Annotated in this window: 13 protein-coding genes and 3 pseudogenes; 4 read left to right on the forward strand and 12 right to left on the reverse strand. The window is 40.8% G+C overall.

The window, feature by feature from the left end; translation table 11 throughout:
* Nucleotides 1-4: 4 nt before the first annotated feature.
* The 4 genes from mutY to alaC are packed head-to-tail and all read right to left on the reverse strand — an operon-like array spanning nucleotide 5 to nucleotide 4,080.
* Nucleotides 5-1,021 carry an A/G-specific adenine glycosylase gene (gene mutY / locus MS2017_RS00165; protein ID WP_122950879.1) on the reverse strand — a complete coding sequence of 339 codons (1,017 nt, stop codon included), beginning with the start codon at nucleotides 1,019-1,021 and terminating at the stop codon, nucleotides 5-7.
* Nucleotides 1,018-2,076, reverse strand: a complete 1,059-nt coding sequence (gene metA / locus MS2017_RS00170) for a homoserine O-succinyltransferase MetA (RefSeq protein WP_071565273.1) — start codon at nucleotides 2,074-2,076, stop codon at nucleotides 1,018-1,020. Before metA ends, mutY begins: the two co-directional genes overlap by 4 nt.
* Complete coding sequence (locus MS2017_RS00175; RefSeq protein ID WP_071565272.1) at nucleotides 2,076-2,906, reverse strand: ATPase; 831 nt, start codon at nucleotides 2,904-2,906, stop codon at nucleotides 2,076-2,078. Before MS2017_RS00175 ends, metA begins: the two co-directional genes overlap by 1 nt.
* A complete protein-coding gene (alaC, locus tag MS2017_RS00180; RefSeq protein WP_071565271.1) occupies nucleotides 2,893-4,080 on the reverse strand; it encodes an alanine transaminase in 1,188 nt (395 codons plus the stop codon). Before alaC ends, MS2017_RS00175 begins: the two co-directional genes overlap by 14 nt.
* A 146-nt stretch (nucleotides 4,081-4,226) precedes the next feature.
* Here alaC and MS2017_RS00185 point away from each other — a divergent pair, with 146 nt between their 5' ends.
* Nucleotides 4,227-5,561 (forward strand): hypothetical protein, encoded by a 1,335-nt coding sequence (locus tag MS2017_RS00185; RefSeq protein ID WP_122950880.1) that lies wholly within the window; start codon nucleotides 4,227-4,229, stop codon nucleotides 5,559-5,561.
* 333 nt (nucleotides 5,562-5,894) lie between these two features.
* Here MS2017_RS00185 and MS2017_RS00195 read toward each other — a convergent pair whose 3' ends face one another.
* On the reverse strand, nucleotides 5,895-6,218 hold the full coding sequence (locus tag MS2017_RS00195) for an FKBP-type peptidyl-prolyl cis-trans isomerase (protein WP_122950882.1): 324 nt from the start codon (nucleotides 6,216-6,218) through the stop codon (nucleotides 5,895-5,897).
* A 10-nt stretch (nucleotides 6,219-6,228) separates the two neighbouring features.
* Nucleotides 6,229-7,029 carry a DUF2797 domain-containing protein gene (locus MS2017_RS00200; RefSeq protein WP_071565267.1) on the reverse strand — a complete coding sequence of 267 codons (801 nt, stop codon included), beginning with the start codon at nucleotides 7,027-7,029 and terminating at the stop codon, nucleotides 6,229-6,231.
* A gap of 429 nt (nucleotides 7,030-7,458) precedes the next feature.
* Between MS2017_RS00200 and MS2017_RS00205 the strand changes: the two genes are divergently transcribed.
* Nucleotides 7,459-11,526 (forward strand): beta strand repeat-containing protein, encoded by a 4,068-nt coding sequence (locus MS2017_RS00205; protein WP_164707540.1) that lies wholly within the window; start codon nucleotides 7,459-7,461, stop codon nucleotides 11,524-11,526.
* A 57-nt stretch (nucleotides 11,527-11,583) separates the two neighbouring features.
* Here the strand turns inward: MS2017_RS00205 and MS2017_RS00210 are convergent.
* The 3 genes and pseudogenes from MS2017_RS00210 to MS2017_RS00215 form a co-directional block, all read right to left on the reverse strand.
* A pseudogene (locus tag MS2017_RS00210) lies at nucleotides 11,584-11,907 on the reverse strand (phosphoribosylaminoimidazolesuccinocarboxamide synthase); the annotation flags it as partial.
* Nucleotides 11,908-11,955: 48 nt separating this feature from the next.
* Nucleotides 11,956-12,105 (reverse strand): hypothetical protein, encoded by a 150-nt coding sequence (locus MS2017_RS10895; RefSeq protein ID WP_164707541.1) that lies wholly within the window; start codon nucleotides 12,103-12,105, stop codon nucleotides 11,956-11,958.
* Nucleotides 12,106-12,121: 16 nt separating this feature from the next.
* Complete coding sequence (locus MS2017_RS00215) at nucleotides 12,122-12,271, reverse strand: hypothetical protein (protein ID WP_164707542.1); 150 nt, start codon at nucleotides 12,269-12,271, stop codon at nucleotides 12,122-12,124.
* Nucleotides 12,272-12,311: 40 nt separating this feature from the next.
* On the opposite strand from MS2017_RS00215, the gene MS2017_RS10900 reads away from it, so the two are divergent.
* Nucleotides 12,312-16,355 (forward strand): beta strand repeat-containing protein, encoded by a 4,044-nt coding sequence (locus MS2017_RS10900; protein WP_164707543.1) that lies wholly within the window; start codon nucleotides 12,312-12,314, stop codon nucleotides 16,353-16,355.
* Nucleotides 16,356-16,412: 57 nt separating this feature from the next.
* On the opposite strand, the pseudogene MS2017_RS00225 reads toward MS2017_RS10900, so the two are convergent.
* A pseudogene (locus MS2017_RS00225) lies at nucleotides 16,413-16,733 on the reverse strand (phosphoribosylaminoimidazolesuccinocarboxamide synthase); the annotation flags it as partial.
* A gap of 18 nt (nucleotides 16,734-16,751) precedes the next feature.
* Nucleotides 16,752-16,952 carry a hypothetical protein gene (locus MS2017_RS00230; RefSeq protein WP_164707544.1) on the reverse strand — a complete coding sequence of 67 codons (201 nt, stop codon included), beginning with the start codon at nucleotides 16,950-16,952 and terminating at the stop codon, nucleotides 16,752-16,754.
* A 37-nt stretch (nucleotides 16,953-16,989) separates the two neighbouring features.
* Between MS2017_RS00230 and MS2017_RS10905 the strand changes: the two genes are divergently transcribed.
* Nucleotides 16,990-21,033: a beta strand repeat-containing protein gene (locus MS2017_RS10905; RefSeq protein WP_164707545.1), complete on the forward strand. Its 4,044-nt coding sequence runs from the start codon at nucleotides 16,990-16,992 to the stop codon at nucleotides 21,031-21,033.
* Nucleotides 21,034-21,080: 47 nt separating this feature from the next.
* Here the strand turns inward: MS2017_RS10905 and MS2017_RS00240 are convergent.
* A pseudogene (locus MS2017_RS00240) lies at nucleotides 21,081-21,410 on the reverse strand (phosphoribosylaminoimidazolesuccinocarboxamide synthase); the annotation flags it as partial.
* Between the last annotated feature and the right edge of the window lie 151 nt (nucleotides 21,411-21,561).

The following is a 21,561-nucleotide window of genomic DNA, read 5'->3' on the forward strand; positions in this document are numbered from 1 at the left end:
GCGTTTATTTTAACCGATTTATGAGGGTTTTAACGGGCGCAGGGAGCCCGAGTGTCAGTTGTTCAAGGGGGTGGAATGTTTGCTTATTATCAGGGCAATGAATCAATATTGGGTAAATTAATAAGTGATAGTGGGTAAAACTGTGTTTGATGACGGCTAAGTTTGCTTTTATGTGTGCGTTGGGGTCAAATTCTTTGAGGGTTTGGAGGATGGTTTTTTCCTTGTTTTCACACTCTACTAGGCTCCACAGTCCGCCCCAAATACCTTTTTTTGGTCGTTTTTCTAGGTAAATTTCTCCTGCGGTGTTTTGATAAATTAGCATGGCAGTGGTGCGGGTGGGCTTGTTTTTTTTCGGCTTTGGGCTGGGGTATTGGTCTTGCGTATTGGTTTGTTGTGCCAAGCACTGAGATTGGATGGGGCAGCGTGTGCAATTCGGCTTGCTGCGGGTGCATAAGGTGGCGCCTAAATCCATAATGGCTTGCGTGTATTCGGCGTTACGCTGATTGGGTGTGTGGTATTTTGCTAAATGCCATAATTGCTTAAGTGTTGCACTTTGTCCATAATGTCCTTGAACTTGGTGGTATCTTGCAAGAACTCGTTTTACATTGCCATCAAGTATGGCGTGGTTTTGGTGAAAACTGATGGATAAAATAGCGCCTGCTGTGGATTCACCCACACCGGGTAAATCTAGCACTTGTTTAAATTCAGTGGGAAAATTGCCTTGGTATTGGCGCATGATAAGGTGGGCGGTGGTGTGCAGATTTCTTGCTCTGGCGTAATAGCCTAAGCCTGCCCATTGTGCCAAAACAGCATCTTCGCTGGCATCAGCAAGCGCTTCTATGGTGGGAAAATGCTGAATAAAATTATTAAAATAGCCGATGACTGTGGTTACCTGAGTTTGTTGTAACATAATTTCACTGAGCCAAACATGGTAAGGGTTAGCAGGTTTACTCTGCCAAGGCAGTGTTTTGCGGCCAAATTGGTCAAACCACTTGAGCAGTGGCTTTGAGATTGGGTTCACTGTTTTAAATTCAGTGGGTCATTCGGATTAATGCCGTCCATAAAGGGCTTATTGATGTCCTTATGGGTTACTTGGTACACGCAACCAATCCAGTTGTTGATAATCACATTGGTGGCGTTGCCCCAAGTGTTGTTTAGGGTTTTGCTAATGAGTTGTTCGGGGAAATCTGCTAGGGTGAATGTTTGCGCCAATAATTTGGTTTTATACTCGTTGAGAATGGCTTGGTTTTGCTGGGTTAAGTAGTGTTCAGGGAAAGGGGGGTAATCGTCCCGTGTGTTTTGCAGATAGGCGATAATATCGCGTTTGTATTCTTTGAGTAGGCTGATGGTGTCGTATTCTGGGTGTCCTTGGAAAAAGACAATTCTGAGTAAATCTGCGCTTACACCTAGATGGGCACCGATTTTGCTATCAACTAAAATTTTAACGCCAGCGGCATCAAATTGTGCTTTTGAAATTTCATTAAAACGAGAATGTGGCACATCAAAACGGGTATTTACGCCGTTCATTAACGGGTGTTGTCGATCCAGCACTTGGTGTGGGAATACGCCCCAACATTTTTTGCCAATTGGTTGGCGTTTTTGTCCATATAAAAATTCAAGCACAGCGTGCGTTGCCAAGCATGAGCAGAGTGTTGAGGTAACATGCGCATACGACCATTCAATCACTTCCTTAAGTTGTTCATAAAAGGGTGCTTTTTCTAAATCGGCATCTTCGATATGTGCGCCCGTGATAATTAACGCATCCAGTCCTTGGGTTTTAATATCGTCAAAACTTTGGTAGTGTTGATCAACATGGGCTTGTGCTTTTTCACTGCGTTTAATAGAGGATAGGGTAAAGGGGTGTAGGTAGAATTGTGCAATTTGGTTAGAGTGTCCGATTAGGCGGAAAAATTGACGCTCTGTTGCTTCAAGCGCTAGGTCGGGCATCATATTTAACAGCCCGATGTGCAGTTCACGAATTTCTTGGGTGTTGGCACGCTCTTTTGATAGAATATTTTCTCCCTCTTGTTGGAGGCGTTGAAAAGAAGGTAGGTTTGAATGGGCAATAAGTGGCATTAGTGAAGCGCCTCAGAAATAAATTTAATGATATCGTCAGCATTTTGACATTGATATAAGTCTTGACTGTCAATGGTGCAACCATATTGGTTAGCAATGGCGGCATATTTTGGCTTTCGATGTTTAAGTAAGCGTGGAAAAATCCAGCGTACGAATGCGTTTGGATCGATTTGTGCGATATAAATTAGGTGATTTTCTTGTAAGTAGATGTCCAGTTGTTGCTTAAGGAAATCGGCTTGATAATATAAAGGTTTTGGGTGTGTTTGTGCGCGTTCAATGAGCGTGGATTCGTTGGCTTCATTTGCCTTAATGTAGATAATAAGTGTGTGTTTAAATAGTGTTTTATGCACTTCGTCGTCAAGTTCACACAAAGACCCGCCTGCATCATTAATAAAATGGCTATATCCTTGCGCTTGAGATTTTTCAATAAACTTAGGCACATCCTGCATGGCTTTGATTTCGGCTTCTCGGTGTAACAATTGTCGCCTGCAAAATTCATCAATCGGTAGCCCCCCTTGTTCGGGATTGCCAACTTTGCCTAAAAAATCTGATGCTGAAGAGAGATTGTCAAGAGTAACATGATTTTTAATGCTGAAAGCGTTGTTGTCTAATAATTTGGCTAAATCGTCATTTTGAGAAATTTTTTGTTTAATATTGTCAACAATAGCATCATTAAGATATTTGGTGCCAATGCGATAATCGCCAGAATAATGATAACATTTGCCTTGTGTGCCGAGCAACTTAGCAAGGTGCGTTTTGCCCACGCCTGACATACCGAGTAGCGTCCAGTGTCCCCGCAGGAGAAGTTTATAAGCCTTAGCGTAATTCATCTTGTTTAAACATTTCTTTAATACCACGAATGGCTTGCCGGGTGCGGTGTTCATTTTCAATCAACCCGAAGCGCACATATTTATCGCCATAATCACCAAAACCGATACCGGGCGATACGCCAACTTTTGCCACTTTAAGCAGTTTTTTGGTAAATTCTAACGAGCCCAATGCTTGGTAAAATTCAGGGATTTTTGCCCAAACAAACATTGTAGCTTTGGGTGGGGTAACTGTCCAGCCAATAGAGTTTAGCCCTTCGCATAACACATCTCGCCTGTCTTGATACATATTTGAGATTTCTCGCACACAACTTTGATCCCCCTCTAATGCCTCAATGGCGGCGACTTGAATAGGGGTAAACATACCATAATCTAGGTAAGATTTAATTTTAGCAAGCGCACCCACTAAAGTTGGGTTGCCGACCATAAAGCCAACACGCCAACCGGGCATATTGTAACTTTTTGACAGTGAGAAAAACTCAACAGCAATTTCTTTGGCACCCTCCACTTGTAAAATACTTGGTGCCACATAGCCGTCAAAGACAATATCTGCATAAGCCAAGTCTTGAATGACCCAGATTTTATGGGCTTTGGCAATTTTAATGACTTTTTCAAAAAACTCTAACTCTACGCACTCAGTGGTTGGGTTAGAGGGGTAATTTAGCACCAACATTTTTGGCTTTGGAAAAGTGTTTTTAATTGAGCGTTCTAATTCTGCAAAAAAATCATCCTCAGGCCCACAAGGCACATGCTGAATATCCGCCCCTGCAATCACAAATCCATACGGATGAATAGGATAAGCAGGATTTGGCACCAACACCGTATCGCCATTGCCAACCACTGCTTGCGCCAAATTTGCCAACCCTTCTTTAGAGCCAATAGTAACGATTGCCTCGGTTTCTGGGTCAATATCAACCTCAAAGCGCCTTTGATACCAATCGGCAATCGCTTTGCGCAATCGTGGAATGCCACGAGAAGCAGAATAACGATGCGTATCCTTGCGCCGTGCCGCTTCCACCAATTTTTCAACAATATGGTCAGGCGTTGGCTGGTCAGGATTGCCCATCCCAAAATCAATAATATCCTCGCCACGAGCGCGAGCCTTGGCTTTTAACTCATTGGTTACTGCAAAAACATAAGCAGGCAATCTTTTTATTCGTGGGAAATCGTCATTCATAAGAGTAACTTTTTGATTGTATTAAACTGGGTTTTATTTTAACCTGCTCGTTAGTGGTAAAAGTATTTTTTGATGTGTAAACTTCTTAGCCATTTAATGTAAGTTTTTATGTAAAAATAATCCTATAGAAACGCAATAGGAGGGTAATGAATAATAGAGAAAACAGAATAGCGCCTATCGTTGAAAAATTCAATGTATACCAACAAAATAGCAAATTATATGTCGTTATGGAATTTAATACCCAATTACTGGCATTCAATAGTTGGGATGTGGGGGTGATTGTAGAGGCTGCAACAAATACAGGAGATTACCTATCAGGTACTGGGTTTGTTTGGAATAAAGGTGCTTTAGGTGCCAACAGTGTCGTTCTTGAATTAGACACTTCAGGTATAGATGATGGCACTTATATGCATGTAGATAAGTACGAATTAACTCAATTTTTACTGGGTAGTGTAATATCAGCAGATAGTAAGAGTGTTATGAGGGAAACCTGGTCAGATACTGCCAAAAGCCAATTCGAAGACCGCTCAAGAAATATCCCAGTGGATAGTAAACTGGATAATTTACCAGCTAGATACATAGATACCCAAATGGCTACCAAAGTAGATGCTCAAGACTATATTTCCAGTGCTGATGAATATGACATGCTTAGAATTATTGACTTTAGCCTACATCAGAATAGCACAGCAATTAAACTTACTTTTACTGCAAATCAGAAAATTGACCCAATTGACCCTTGGGACTGCGGAGAATCATTGGCAGATTCCGAAGGCAATGTAATCCCTGGGGTTATATACACAGAAGGCAATCAATCTACTGATACAATCATAATGGTCTTTGATACTACTAATTACACAGGACTGGTATTTTTAAATACCTGGGAAATAGCTGGAACTTTGTACGATGAAGTCCAAAATGATATGGGACAGTTTATTTCAGTTATGCTTCCTGATACTGTTACCAGTAAGATGGATGACTATTATGAGGGTTTAGTGATACCTCAAGGTAGTTTAGTTGTTGATATGAGCGCTCCAGACACTGATGGGGATAACGGAGGACTTTACCCAATTATTACAGACACTAAGTCAGAGCAAGTAGATAAAACAAGTGTTGATTCTGAAAACCCAAAAGCAACTAATTTTGAATTTCAACAAACTGAAAATACTATCCAAGAAGAGCGGTCAGATACCGTCAAAAAACACTTTAAAGAAGCCGAATGGCGTATAACAACTGCCCCTGAGGATAAAAATTTTATTCCTGCTACAACTTTACCTGATAATGTTACTTCAAATACTGAAACAAATGAAAGTTTAAATATATTGGATTTGTTCCCTTTAGGTAAACCATTCAACGGCACTGCAATTCGTCATCAAAGTATTGACGAAGTTGCAGTAAAAGCCATTGAAATAGTGCCTGTAGTTGTGGCAACAACTGCAACTATAGATACTCTCGGAGATATTTTTGATGGGAGCACTCTATGAGAATAATAACAATGCGTAGAGATAACTTACAAATGTTATGTAATCCGTGTGGCATTTAATTTTTATGGAAATACATTGCCATTTGTGTCAATCAGGCTTAATTTATCAGGGATAAATGAGGCTCAGGTATTTTGCGTATTTAAATCCAGCAAAAATAAAGGCTTAACCAAGGTTTTAAAGCAAGATGAAACTATGGGCACAGGAAATATGTGTTCAACCACATATTATATTAAAGGCGAATGGGTAGAAGGCATTCAGAGAGAGCATAGGTGTGAATAATTCTGGTTATTTGCTTGACACTCTTTGCGGATAAAGCGACAATACAGTAACTTATTACTTAATAGCCAATAATGTAATTTCAAAAATTGTGGTAGCACTTGGTGGGATGGCACCTGAGCCAAATTCGCCGTAAGCCAGTTTTGAGGGGATGGTGAGTTTGCGTTTTTCATTGACTTTCATGCCTTCAATGCCCTGATCCCAGCCGGGAATAACTACGCCTGTGCCGAGTGTAAAGTCAAATGGGCTGCCACAATCTAGGCTTGAGTCGAATTTTTTACCATTTGTGAGCCAACCTGTATAGTGCACAGAAATTTTATCTCGTGCTTTGCACATTTTGCCTTTACCTGTTTCTAGTGTTTCAATTTGCAATGCTGCCATTTGTCTTTCTCTAGTAAGTTAATGTAAGGTTATATGAACTAAATTTTCTGATGTTAAGAACGCCCGTGTCTAATAATAAATATTGCCCCTTAATGCCTTGTAAAACGCCAGAAATTTCAGGCGTTTTGTCAAAATTTAATGAATTAATTTTGTTTGGGTATTCTATGACAGGGTAATTGATCTTTATGACTTCGTTGTTTAAGGTTATTGCGCCTAAGTTTGTTGTTAAGTCGGATACTTCTGCAAGTAGTTGCTGTTTTTTTGCGATAAGATCGGTGGCATCTACTTCATTTTTAAGCATTTTTCGCCAGTTGGTTTTGTCGTTGACAAATGCTTTTAAGGCGATTTCAATTTGTCCAGATTTTAGTCGTGTATCAACCTCAAGTATGGGTAAGGCTTGCACTGCACCTTGGTCAATCCAGCGGCTGGGCATATTGCTTTTGCGAGTAATGCCGACTTTAACACCTGATGAGTTTGCTAGGTAAATAATATGTGGGGCAAAGCAATTATCTAGCCCCCATAGCGGTTCACGACAAGTGCCAAGATGGTGGTGGCAAGTTTCAGGCTTCATAATGCACAAATCACACCGTGCTAAATCTCGACAACAAGGAAAACAATAGCCTTGAGAGTAACTTTTTCGAGTCGTTGTGCCACAGTTTGAGCAGGTGATTTCGCCGTTGAATGTGAGGGATATTTCTTGCCCGATTAATTCGTTCATTGGCACCAAATTATTGCCAATTGGCATTTGGTAGATTGCATTATCACCTGTAAGTGAGGTGTGCATTTTTTGTATGCCGCCTGTTGTTATCATTGTATTGGTAATTGTTGTACGGTTTTTTTGTCACTCATCATTGTTTTTTGTTGGTAAATTTTATTAAGTCATATTGAGGCCTTTGCATAAATATAAATAATCATCAAGAATCCACTTTTCACCCACTTGGTAATTTTTTAAACCCAGCCTTAACTCTGCTAGGACAAGATTTAAGAAAATTACCAATTGGGCAAAAATTGAATTTTGCTAATCACCCATATTATATGCAAAGGTCTCAAGTTGATAAGTTTTGTGTTTGGATTATTATAGTTGATAAATAAAACTTTTTACGAATATATGGTGTTTTATTGGGTTGTTTTTTAGACCTTTGCTCTCAACAATCCCATTTTTAAGTGCAAATCTTTATAAGATTAACCAATGTATAAATGTATAATTACATAAAAATAATTATGTATGCAGGAAAGAAACATGAAAAAATCCCAAATCACAACACAACAAAATAAAGCCCAAAAAATCACCAACCAACTTAACAAAGAAGTGCTTACCCTCACCAAAGGCACCCACCACATCCAACCACAAACTGGCATCGCCTACCAACTAAACCCCAAAGATTTTAATACTAAAAAAACCAGCCTAGTCGCCAAAAGAGTAAACGATGATTTAGAAGTCACATTTGCAGAAAGCGTCCTCATCTTTGACAACTATTTCACCCTGTGCAAAACCGACTTATCTTGCCTAGTTTCCCTCCCCACCGAAGACGGTGGTCTTTACCATGTGGTTGCCGACACTTTCTTTACTTTAGAAGACGGCACTCAAGTCGTTTATTTTTATGGCGAACAATCCATTGTTGCTACAGAATCTAGTGCAACAAGCACAGGCGGCAATCAAAGTTTCTCTGATGTTATTGCCTCAAACATAGGCATCGTGGCTGCCGTTGTGGTTGCAGCCGTTGTGGTAGCCAGTAGCGGCAGTGGTAGTGATGGCGATGGCGATGTCAATGGCGATGATGACGATACAACACAGCCTATCGTAATCGCTTTAACGAATGACGCAGGTTCATCAAATAGCGATGGGATTAGCAAAAATGGCGAAATTACGATTAAGCATTTAAAAAGTGGTGACACTTGGGAGTATTCCACTAACGGCGGTAATAGTTTTATCAGTGGCACAGGCAATAGTTTTGTGCTGGCTAGTGGCACTTATGGGGCAAACGATATTCAGATTAAAGTGAGTGGCAGCGCCACAATTATCAAGTACACCTCCTCTATTACTATAGACACCTTAGCCCCTTCCTTCACCAGTGCAGCAACTGCCGAGGTTGAAGCAAATACCGAAGCATCGACAACAATATATACAGCAGCAACAGACGACAACACGGTAACTTATACTTTAAAAGCGGGAGAGCAACAAGACAAATTTACCATTAGTAATACTGGCGAATTAAAATACAAACAAGCGCAAACGCAAGCAGGCACCCACACAGTGACTATCATTGCCACCGATATTGCAGGCAATACAGCGGAAAAAACTGTTAGCGTATCGGTCGTAGATATCGGTTTGTCAACCTCAATTACTTGGAGCAATATCGGCACTGACAATATCATCAATACTGCTGAGATGGCAACGGCTACTTTGAGTGGCACAGTGAGCGTTATTGGCACAGTGAGTTCAATAAGTGTTAGTAGCATTGTTTTTAAACAAGGTGATACTACTGTTCATGTGATTACTACCAATCTTCCAGCTATTGTTAACAATACTTGGACTTTAGCCAATAACAGCGCTTGGACTTCAAAACTTACTCAGGGCGATTACACAGTTACTATTAACCTTGCTGGCAAAAACAGTGACAACCAAGATGTTACGGGTGTAGATTCAACAACAATAAAGGTTGACATGGCTCTACCAGTCCAACCCACATTTATTTTAGCAGATGACACAGGGGCATTAGATGACGATAAGGTTACTAAGATTGGCACAATAACAGTTGCTAGTTTGGAAGAAGGTGCAACTTGGCAATATTCCACAAATGGTGGCACTAACTGGACTAACGGCACAGGCACCAGTTTTACGCTGGCTGAAGGCACCCATGCTATTGATGCCATTCAGGTTAAGCAAACCAATGTAGCGGGTAATGTCTCAAGCGTTGTTAAGAATGCTGGCGCTATTGTTGTGGACACCTCAGATCCTTTGTTTGCTGGTGCGTCCACTGCTAATGTAGGGATAAATGCTGCTATCACTACAATTGTTTATGATGCTCAAGCCAGTAATCTTAATGGTGGCAATGCAGATGATGGTGTTACTTATAGCATAAAAAATGCAAGCACCAGTAAGTTTGCAATTACTACTGATACTGGCATCGTTACTTATAAAGCAATACAAACGACAGTGCATAGTGACACAGTAACTATTGTTGCCACTGATGTTGCAGGTAATGCAACAGAGCAGACGGTTACTGTGTCGGTGAGAATCACTGATATTGCACAAGGTTTTGTTATGAATGGTGAGAGCGCTGGGGACGAGAGTGGTTATTCAGTCTCCTCCGCAGGCGATGTCAACGGCGATGGCTTGGATGATTTGATTGTTGGTGCTCCTCAAGCAGACCCTGCTAGTAAAGACAGCGCAGGTAAATCTTATATTGTGTTTGGTAAAACTGATGGAGCTACTGTTGATTTATCAGCCATAGCCTCAGGTATAGGTGGTTTTGTTATCAATGGTGAGGATGCTAATGACGAGAGTGGCTATTCAGTCTCCTCAGCAGGCGATGTCAATGGCGATGGCTTGGATGATTTGATTGTTGGTGCTTATTATGCAACCCCCGCTAGTAAAAACAGCGCAGGTAAATCTTATGTCGTGCTTGGCAAGGTTGATGGGACCGCTGTTAATTTATCAGTCGTAGTCTCGGGCACGGGTGGCTTTGTTATCAATGGTGAGAGTGCTGGGGACGAGAGTGGCTATTCAGTCTCCTCAGCAGGCGATGTCAATGGCGATGGCTTGGATGATTTGATTGTTGGTGCTTTTTGGGCAGACCCTAGTGGTAAAAGCAGAGCAGGTAAAACCTATGTCGTACTTGGAACAAAAGACAAAACCGCTGTTGATTTATCAGTCATAGCCTCAGGCTCAAGCATGGGTGGCTTTGTTATTAATGGTGAGAATGGTAATGATTGGAGTGGCATCTCAGTCTCCTCAGCAGGCGATGTCAATGGCGATGGCTTGGATGATTTGATTGTTGGTGCTTTTTATGCAGACCCTAATAATAAAAGCGATGCAGGTAAATCTTATGTTGTATTTGGCAAAACTGATAAAGACGCTGTTGATTTATCAGTTATAGCCGCTGGCACGGGTGGCTTTGTTATTAATGGTGAGAGTGCTGAAGGTAGAAGTGGCTTCTCAGTCTCCTCAGCAGGCGATGTCAATGGTGATGGCTTGGATGATTTGATTGTTGGTGCTCATAATATAGGCAAATCCTATATTGTATTCGGTAAAATCAATAAAAGTGCTGTTGATTTATCAGTTATAGTCGCTGGCAAGGGTGGCTTTGTTATTAATGGTGAGAATACCGGGGACAAGAGTAGTTTCTCAGTCTCCTCAGCAGGCGATGTCAATGGTGATGGCTTAGATGATTTGATTGTTGGTGCCCCTCATGCAGGCTTCAATAGTAAAGACAAAGCAGGCAAATCCTATATTGTATTTGGTAAAACCAATGGCAGCGCTATTAATTTATCAGCCATAGCCTCTGGCGCAGGTGGCTTTGTTATTAATGGTGAGGATACTAATGATCAGAATGGCCACTCAGTCTCCTCAGCAGGCGATGTCAATGGTGATGGCTTGGATGATTTGATTGTTGGTGCTTTTAATGCAGGCCCTAATAATAAAAGCGATGCAGGTAAATCTTATGTTGTATTTGGTAAAACCGATACAAAAGCCGTTGATTTAGCAGATGTTAGTGCTGGTAATGGTGTTGTTACTCATGCTATTGATTTTCAAGGTAATGGCGAGAGCAACGCACTTACAGGCACCTCTGCCGATGAGTTGTTTGTCGCTGGTTTAGGCGATGATACTTTAATAGGTAACGGAGGCACCGATGTCTTTAATGCAGGAGCTGGTAACGATACTATTGTTATTAATGCGGACAACCTTGCTAAACTCTCCAGCAAGGTGTTGAGTAATCATTTACTCGCTCGTGTTGACGGGGGTGGTAATACCGATACGCTGAAATTAGCAGGTGCGGATCTAAATCTAGATCTCACACAAATAGACAATGGTCGCATTCAAGACATTGAAATCATTGATTTAACAGGGTCAGGTAACAATACTTTGAAACTCAATCTGAATGATTTGCTGGATATTTCTACTTCAACCAATGTTCTTAAAGTTATAGGTGATACGGGTGATAAAGTTGATATAGAACTTAGTAACAATGCTTTTGCTAAAGATTTTACAAAAACAGAGGACGGCATTACTTATGATATTTATAACAATGTTAACGCTGCTGACACTGTAGAATTATGGGTAGAACAAGATTTAGCGGTGTTTTAGATAATTTTTTTAAAGTTTTTTATTATTTAACCTTGGTGCAATGAAACAATATTTCGACTAAATCTTTGTTGTTTGCATTAGCAATTGTTGCACTTGGCGGTATTGTTGTGCAGTTTTTTGGGTGATATTATCTGGCAGGCTTGGTGCAGGTGGGGTTTTGTCCCAGTCTAGTGTTTCTAAATAATCACGCACAATTTGCTTGTCAAAACTTTTTGGACTGGTGCCGATGTGGTAGTCAGATTTTGACCAAAAGCGTGATGAATCGGGGGTTAGAACTTCGTCCATTAGGGTTAAGCAATTGTTTTCATCCAGTCCAAATTCAAATTTGGTGTCAGCGATAATAATGTCTTTTTTCAGGGCGTAGTCGCTGGCGAAATTGTAGCGTGTATTGACACCAAATTATTGCCAATTGGTAGATTGCATTATCACCTATAAGAGACCTTTGCATAAATATGGGTGATTAGCAAAATTCAATTTTTGCCCAATTGGTAATTTTCTTAAATCTTGTCCTAGCAGGGCTAAGGCTGGGTTTAAAAAATTACCAAGTGGGTGAAAAGTGGATTTTTGATGATAATTCATATTTATGCAAAGGTCTCTATAAGTAAGGCGTGCATTTTTGTATGTTGCCTGTTGTTATCATTGTACGGTTTTTTTGTAATTCATCATTGTTTTTTATTGGGTTGTTTTTTAGACTTCTGTTCCCAACAATTTCATCTTTAAGCGCAAATTTTTTAAGATTAACCAATGTATAATTATATAAAATAATTATTATGTAGGAAAGAAACATGAAAAAATCCCAAATCACAACACAACAAAATAAAGCCCAAAAAATCACCAACCAACTTAACAAAGAAGTGCTTTCCCTCACCAAAGGCACCCACCACATCCAACCACAAACTGGCATCGCCTACCAACTAAACCCCAAAGATTTTAACGCTAAAAAAACCAGCCTAATCGCCAAAAGAGTAAACGATGATTTAGAAGTCACATTTGCAGAAAGCGTCCTCATCTTTGACAACTATTTCACCCTTTGTAAAGCCGACTTATCTTGCCTAGTTTCCCTCCCCACCGAAGACGGTGGTCTTTACCATGTGGTTGCCGATACCTTCTTTACTTTAGAAGACGGCACTCAAGTCGTTTATTTTTATGGCGAACAATCCATTGTTGCCACAGAATCTAGTGCAACAAGCACAGACGGCAACCAAAGTTTCTCTGATGTTATTGCCTCAAACATAGGCATCGTGGCTGCCGTTGTGGTTGCAGCCGTTGTGGTAGCCAGTAGTGGCAGTGATGGCGATGGTGACGATACAACACAGCCACTCGCAATCGCTTTAACGAATGACGCAGGTTCGTTAAATAGCGATGGGATTAGCAAAAATGGCGAAATTACGATTAAGCATTTAAAAAGTGGTGACACTTGGGAGTATTCCACTGACGGCGGTAATAGTTTTATCAGCGGCACAGGCAATAGTTTTGTGCTGGCTAGTGGCACTTACGGGGCAAACGATATTCAGATTAAAGTGAGTGGTAGCGCCACAATTATCAAGTACGCCTCCTCTATTACTATAGACACCTTAGCCCCTTCCTTCACCAGTGCAGCAACTGCCGAGGTTGAAGCAAATACCGAAGCATCGACAACAATATATACAGCAGCAACAGACGACAACACGGTAACTTATACTTTAAAAGCGGGAGAGCAACAAGACAAATTTACCATTAGTAATACTGGCGAATTAAAATACAAACAAGCGCAAACGCAAGCAGGCACTCACACAGTGACTATCATTGCCACCGATATTGCAGGCAATACAGCGGAAAAAACTGTTAGCGTATCGGTCGTAGATATCGGTTTGTCAACCTCAATTACTTGGAACAATATCGGCACTGACAATATCATCAATACTACTGAGATGGCAACGGCTACTTTGAGTGGCACAGTGAGCGTTATTGGCACAGTGAGTTCAATAAGTGTTAGTAGTATTGTTTTTAAACAAGGTGATGCTACTGTTCATGTGATTGCTACCAATCTTCCAGCTATTGTTAACAATACTTGGACTTTAGCCAATAACAGCGCTTGGACTTCAAAACTTACCCAGGGCGATTACACAGTTACTATTAACCTTGCTGGCAAAAACAGTGACAACCAAGATGTTACGGGTGTAGATTCAACAACAATAAAGGTTGACATGGCTCCACCAGTCCAACCCACATTTATTTTAGCAGATGACACAGGGGCATTAGATGACGATAAGGTTACTAAGATTGGCACAATAACAGTTGCTAGTTTGGAAGAAGGTGCAACTTGGCAATATTCCACAAATGGTGGTACTAACTGGACTAACGGCACAGGCACCAGTTTTACGCTGGCTGAAGGCACTTATGCTATTAATGCCATTCAGGTTAGACAAACCGATGTAGCGGGTAATATCTCAAGCGTTGTTAAGAATGCTGGCACTATTGTTGTAGATACCTCAAATCCTTCGTTTACCAGTGCAACAAATGTTAATTTTGAAATAAATGCTGCTATCACTACAACTGTTTATGACGCTCAAGCAAGTAATCTTAATGGTGGCAATGCAGATGATGGTGTTACTTATAGCATAAAAAATGCAAGCACCAGTAAGTTTGCAATTACTACTGATACTGGCATCGTTACTTATAAGGCAATACAAACGGCAGCGCATAGTGATACAGTGACCATTATTGCTACTGATGTTGCAGGTAATGCAACAGAACGGGTTGTTGCTGTGTCTGTGAGAGGTGCTGTTGCACAAGGTTTTGTTATGAATGGAGAAAGTGCTGGGGACGAGAGCGGCTTCTCAGTCTCCTCAGCAGGCGATGTCAATGGCGATGGCTTGGATGATTTGATTATTGGTGCTGAACAAGCAGACCCTGATAATAAAAGCAATGCAGGAAAATCTTATGTTGTATTTGGTAAAGTTGACGAAACTGCTATTAATTTATCAGCCATAGCCTTAGGTACAGGTGGCTTTGTTATGAATGGTGAGAGTATTGGTTGGAGTGGCTACTCAGCCTCCTCAGCAGGTGATGTCAATGGCGATGGCTTGGATGATTTGATTGTTGGTGCTCGTCTTAGTGAAAATTTTACAGGTAAATCTTATGTTGTATTTGGCAAAACTGATGGAAGTGCTGTTAATTTATCAGTCATAGCTACTGGTACGGGTGGTTTTGTTATTAACGGTGAGAGTGCTAATGACAACAGTGGCATCTCAGTCTCCTCAGCAGGCGATGTCAACGGCGATGGCTTGGATGACTTAATTGTTGGTGCTTTTCAAGCGGCCCCTAATAGTAAAAGTAATGCAGGAAAATCTTATGTTGTCTTTGGTAAAACCAATGAAAGCGCTGTTAATTTATCAGTCATAGCTGCTGGCACGGGTGGCTTTGTTATTAACGGTGAGAATGTTGATGATTGGAGTGGCTACTCAGTCTCCTCAGCAGGCGATGTCAACGGCGATGGCTTGGATGACTTAATTGTTGGTGCTTTTAATGCAGACCTTAATAGTAAAAATAATGCAGGCAAATCTTATGTTGTATTTGGCAAAAAAGAAAAAGATGTTGTTAATTTATCAGTTATAGCCGCTGGCACGGGTGGCTTTGTTATTAATGGTGAGAATACTGAGGATTATAGTGGCGTCTCAGTCTCCTCAGCAGGCGATGTCAACGGTGATGGCTTGGATGATTTGATTGTTGGTGCTTATTTTGCAGATCCTGCTAGTAAAAGCAAGGCAGGCAAATCCTATGTTATATTTGGGAAAACTGATGAAACCTCTGTTGACTTATCAAAGATAGCCCTAGCTACAGGTGGTTTTGTTATTAATGGTGAGAATGCTGATGATTATAGTGGTCGCTCAGTCTCCTCAGCAGGCGATGTCAATGGCGATGGCTTGGATGATTTGATTATTTGTGCTTATCTGGCAGATTCTAGTGGTAAAAATAATGTAGGTAAATCTTATGTTGTATTTGGTAAAACCAATGGCAGTGCTGTTGATTTATCAGTCATAGCCTCTGGCACGGGTGGCTTTGTTATTAATGGTGAGAGTGCTGGGGATCTGAGCGGTGGCTCAGTCTCCTCAGCAGGCGATGTCAATGGTGATGGCTTGGATGATTTGATTGTTGGTGCTTATTTGGCAGACCCTAATAGCAAAGACGATGCAGGTAAATCTTATGTTTTATTTGGTAAAACCGATACAAAAGCCGTTGATTTAGCAGATATTAGTGCTGGCAATGGTGTTGTTGCTCATACTATTGATTTTCAAGGTAATGGCGAGAGCAACACACTTACAGGTACCTCTGCTGATGAGTTGTTTGTCGCTGGTTTAGGCGATGATACTTTAATAGGTAACGGAGGCACCGATGTCTTTAATGCAGGAGCTGGTAACGATATTATTGTTATTAATGCGGACAACCTTGCCAAACTCTCCAGCAAAGTGTTGAGTAGCGATTTACTCGCTCGTGTTGACGGGGGTGGTAATACCGATACGCTGAAATTAGCAGGTGCGGATCTAAATCTAGATCTCACTCAAATAGACAATGGTCGTATTCAAGACATTGAAATCATTGATTTAACAGGTTCAGGTAACAATACTTTGAAACTTAATCTTAATGACTTATTGGATATTTCCAGTTCAACCAATTTTCTTAAAGTTATGGGTGATACGGGTGATAAAGTTGATATAGAACTTAGTGACAATGCTTTTGCTAAAGATTCTACAAAAACAGAGGACGGCATTACTTATGATATTTATAACAATGTTAATGCTGCTGACACTGTAGAATTATGGGTAGAACAAGATTTAGCGGTGTTTTAGATAATTTTTTTAAAGTTTTTTATTATTTAACCTTGGTGCAATGAAACAATATTTCGACTAAATCTTTGTTGTTTGCATTAGCAATTGTTGCACTTGGCGGTATTGTTGTGCAGTTTTTTGGGTGATATTATCTGGCAGGCTTGGTGCAGGTGGGGTTTTGTCCCAGTCTAGTGTTTCTAAACAATCACGCACAATTTGCTTGTCAAAACTTTTTGGACTGGTGCCGATGTGGTCAGATTTTGACCAAAAGCGTGATGAATCGGGGGTTAGAACTTCGTCCATTAGGGTTAAGCAATTGTTTTCATCCAGTCCAAATTCAAATTTGGTGTCAGCGATAATAATGTCTTTTTTCAGGGCGTAGTCGCTGGCGAAATTGTAGCGTGCATTGATACCAAATTATTGCCAATTGCCAATTGGCATTTGGCATTTGGTAGATTGCATTATCACCTGTAAGTGAGGCGTGCATTTTTGTATGTTGCCTGTTGTTATCATTGTACGGTTTTTTTGTAATTCATCATTATTTTTTATTGGGTTGTTTTTTAGACTTCTGTTTCCAACAATTTCATTTTTAAGCGTAAATTTTTTAAGATTAACCAATGTATAATTACATAAATAATAATTAATGGAGAGAAACATGAAAAAATCCCAAATTACAACACAACAGAATAAAGCTCAAAAAATTACTAACCAACTTAACAAAGAAGTGCTTGCCCTCACCAAAGGCACCCACCACATCCAGCCACAAACCGGCATCGCCTACCAACTAAACCCCAAAGATTTTAATACTAAAAAAACCAGCCTAATCGCCAAAAGAGTAAACGATGATTTAGAAGTCACATTTGCAGAAAGCGTCCTCATCTTTGACAACTATTTCACCCTTTGCAAAGCCGACTTATCTTGCCTAGTTTCCCTCCCCACCGAAGACGGTGGTCTTTACCATGTGGTTGCCGATACCTTCTTTACTTTAGAAGACGGCACTCAAGTCGTTTATTTTTATGGCGAACAATCCATTGTTGCCACAGAATCTAGTGCAACAAGCACAGACGGCAACCAAAGTTTCTCTGATGTTATTGCCTCAAACATAGGCATCGTGGCCGCCGTTGTGGTTGCAGCCGTTGTGGTAGCCAGTAGTGGCAGTGATGGCGATGGTGACGATACAACACAGCCACTCGCAATCGCTTTAACGAATGACGCAGGTTCGTTAAATAGCGATGGGATTAGCAAAAATGGCGAAATTACGATTAAGCATTTAAAAAGTGGTGACACTTGGGAGTATTCCACTGACGGCGGTAATAGTTTTATCAGCGGCACAGGCAATAGTTTTGTGCTGGCTAGTGGCACTTATGGGGCAAACGATATTCAGGTTAAAGTGAGTGGCAGCGCCACAATTATCAAGTACGCCTCCTCTATTACTATAGACACCTTAGCCCCTTCCTTCACCAGTGCAGCAACTGCCGAGGTTGAAGCAAATACCGAAGCATCGACAACAATATATACAGCAGCAACAGACGACAACACGGTAACTTATACTTTAAAAGCGGGAGAGCAACAAGACAAATTTACCATTAGTAATACTGGCGAATTAAAATACAAACAAGCGCAAACGCAAGCAGGCACCCACACAGTGACTATCATTGCCACCGATATTGCAGGCAATACAGCGGAAAAAACTGTTAGCGTATCGGTCGTAGATATCAGTTTGTCAACCTCAATTACTTGGAACAATATCGGCACTGACAATATCATCAATACTGCTGAGATGGCAACGGCTACTTTGAGTGGCACAGTGAGCGTTATTGGCACAGTGAGTTCAATAAGTGTTAGTAGCATTGTTTTTAAACAAGGTGATACTACTGTCCATGTGATTACTACCAATCTTCCAGCTATTGTTAACAATACTTGGGCTTTAGCCAATAACAGCGCTTGGACTTCAAAACTTACTCAGGGCGATTACACAGTTACTATTAACCTTGCTGGCAAAAACAGTGACAACCAAGATGTTACGGGTGTAGATTCAACAACAATAAAGGTTGACATGGCTCCACCAGTCCAACCCACATTTATTTTAGCAGATGACACAGGGGCATTAGATGACGATAAGGTTACCAAGATTGGCACAATAACAGTTGCTAGTTTGGAAGAAGGTGCAACTTGGCAATATTCCACAAATGGTGGCACTAACTGGACTAACGGCACAGGCACCAGTTTTACGCTGGCTGAAGGCACCCATGCTATTGATGCCATTCAGGTTAAGCAAACCAATATAGCGGGTAATGTCTCAAGCGTTGTTAAGAATGCTGGCGCTATTGTTGTAGACACCTCAAATCCTTTGTTTACCAGTGCAACGAATGTTAATTTTGAAATAAATGCTGCTATCACTACAACTGTTTATGACGCTCAAGCAAGTAATCTTAATGGTGGCAATGCAGATGATGGTATTACTTATAGCATAAAAAATGCAAGCACCAGTAAGTTTGCAATTACTACTGATACTGGCATCGTTACTTATAAAGCAATACAAACGACAGTGCACACTGACGCAGTAACTATTATTGCCACTGATGTTGCAGGTAATGCAACAGAACGGGTTGTTGCTGTGTCGGTGAGAGGTTCTATTGCACAAGGTTTTGTTATGAATGGTGAGAATGTTGAGGATCATAGTGGTAAATCAGTCTCCTCAGCAGGCGATGTCAATGGTGACGGCTTGGATGACTTAATTGTTGGTGCTTATCATGCTGAAAGTTATGTAGGTAAATCTTATGTTGTATTTGGTAAAACTAATGCAAGTGCTATTAATTTATCAGCCATAGCCTTAGGCACAGGTGGCTTTGTTATTAACGGTGAGAATGCTGATGATTGGAGTGGCTACTCAGTCTCCTCAGCAGGCGATGTCAATGGTGACGGCTTGGATGACTTAATTGTTGGTGCTTATTGGGCAGTCCCTGATAATAAAAGCAGAGCAGGCAAATCTTATGTTGTATTTGGCAAAACTGATGGGAGTGCTATTAATTTATCAGTCATAGCTGCTGGCACGGGTGGTTTTGTTATTAACGGTGAGAATGCTAGTGATAATAGTGGCATCTCAGTCTCCTCAGCAGGCGATGTCAACGGCGATGGCTTGGATGACTTAATTGTTGGTGCTTTTCACGCGACCCCTAATAGTAAAAGTGAAGCAGGAAAATCTTATGTTGTCTTTGGTAAAACCAATGAAAGTGCTGTTAATTTATCAGTCATAGCTGCTAACACGGGTGGTTTTGTTATTAATGGTGAGAATGTTAATGATTGGAGTGGCATCTCAGTCTCCTCAGCAGGCGATGTCAACGGCGATGGCTTGGATGATTTGATTGTTGGTGCTTATTTTGCAGACCCTAGTAGTAGAAGCAATGCAGGTAAATCTTATGTTGTGTTTGGTAAAGTTGATAAAAATGCTGTTAATTTGTCAGCCTTAGGCACAGGTGGCTTTGTTATTAATGGTGAGAATGCTGGGGATTATAGTAGCATCTCAGTCTCCTCAGCAGGCGATGTCAATGGCGATGGTTTGGATGATTTGATTGTTGGCGCTTATGGAGCAGATGTTGCTAGTAATAAAGTCGATGCAGGTAGATCTTATGTTGTATTTGGTAAAATCAATGAAAGTGCTGTTAATTTATCGGTCATAGCCTCAGGCACGGGTGGCTTTGTTATCAATGGCGAGAGTGCTGGGGATAATAGTGGCATCTCAGTCTCCTCAGCAGGCGATGTCAACGGCGATGGCTTGGATGATTTGATTGTTGGTGCTTCTTTTGCAGACCCTAGTAGTAGAAGCAATGCAGGTAAATCTTATGTTGTATTTGGTAAAACCAATGGCAGTGCTGTTGATTTATCAGCCATAGCCTCTGGCACAGGTGGTTTTGTTATTAATGGTGAGAATATTGATGATGGCAGTGGCATCTCAGTCTCCTCAGCAGGCGATGTCAACGGCGATGGCTTGGATGATTTGATTGTTGGTGCTTATCGAGCTGACCCTAATAGTAAAGACAAAGCAGGTAAATCTTATGTTGTATTTGGTAAGACAGACACAAAAGCCATTGATTTAGCAGATGTTAGTGCTGGTAATGGTGTTGTTGCTCATGCTATTGATTTTCAAGGTAATGGCGAGAGCAACGCACTTACAGGTACCTCTGCCGATGAGTTGTTTGTTACTGGTTTAGGCGATGATACTTTAATAGGTAACGGAGGCACCGATGTCTTTAATGCAGGAGCCGGTAACGATACTATTGTTATTAATGCGGACAACCTTGCTAAACTCTCCAGCAAGATGCTGAGTAGCGATTTACTCGCTCGTGTTGATGGTGGTGGTAATACCGATACGCTGAAATTAGCAGGTGCGGATCTAAATCTAGATCTCACTCAAATAGACAATGGTCGTATTCAAGACATTGAAATCATTGATTTAACAGGTTCAGGTAACAATACTTTGAAACTTAATCTTAATGACTTATTGGATATTTCCAGTTCAACCAATGTTCTTAAAGTTATAGGTGATACGGGTGATAAAGTTGATATAGAACTTAGTGACAATGCTTTTGTTAAAGATTCTACAAAAACAGAGGACGGCATTACTTATGATATTTATAACAATGTTAATGCTGCTGACACTGTAGAATTATGGGTAGAACAAGATTTAGCGGTGTTTTAGATAATTTTTTTATCATTTAACCTTAGTGCAATAGAGCAATATTTCGACTAAATCTTTGTTGTTTGCATTAGCAATTGTTGCACTTGGCGGTATTGTTGTGCAGTTTTTTGGGTGATATTATCTGGCAGGCTTGATCTTGGTGCAGGTGGGGTTTTGCCCCAGTCTAGTGTTTCTAAATAATCACGCACAATTTGCTTGTCAAAACTTTTTGGACTGGTGCCGATGTGGTAGTCAGATTTTGACCAAAAGCGTGATGAATCGGGGGTTAGAACTTCGTCCATTAGGGTTAAGCAATTGTTTTCATCCAGTCCAAATTCAAATTTGGTGTCAGCGATAATAATGTCTTTTTTCAGGGCGTAGTCGCTGGCGAAATTGTAGCGTGCATGGACACCAAATTATTGCCAATTGGCATTTGGTAGATTGCATTATCACCTGTAAGTGAGGCGTGCATTTTTGTATGTTGCCTGTTGTTATCATTGTACGGTTTTTTTGTAATTCATCATTATTTTTTATTGGGTTGTTTTTTTA

The sequence above is a fragment of the Bathymodiolus thermophilus thioautotrophic gill symbiont genome, assembly GCF_003711265.1.
GTDB lineage: Bacteria > Pseudomonadota > Gammaproteobacteria > PS1 > Pseudothioglobaceae > Thiodubiliella.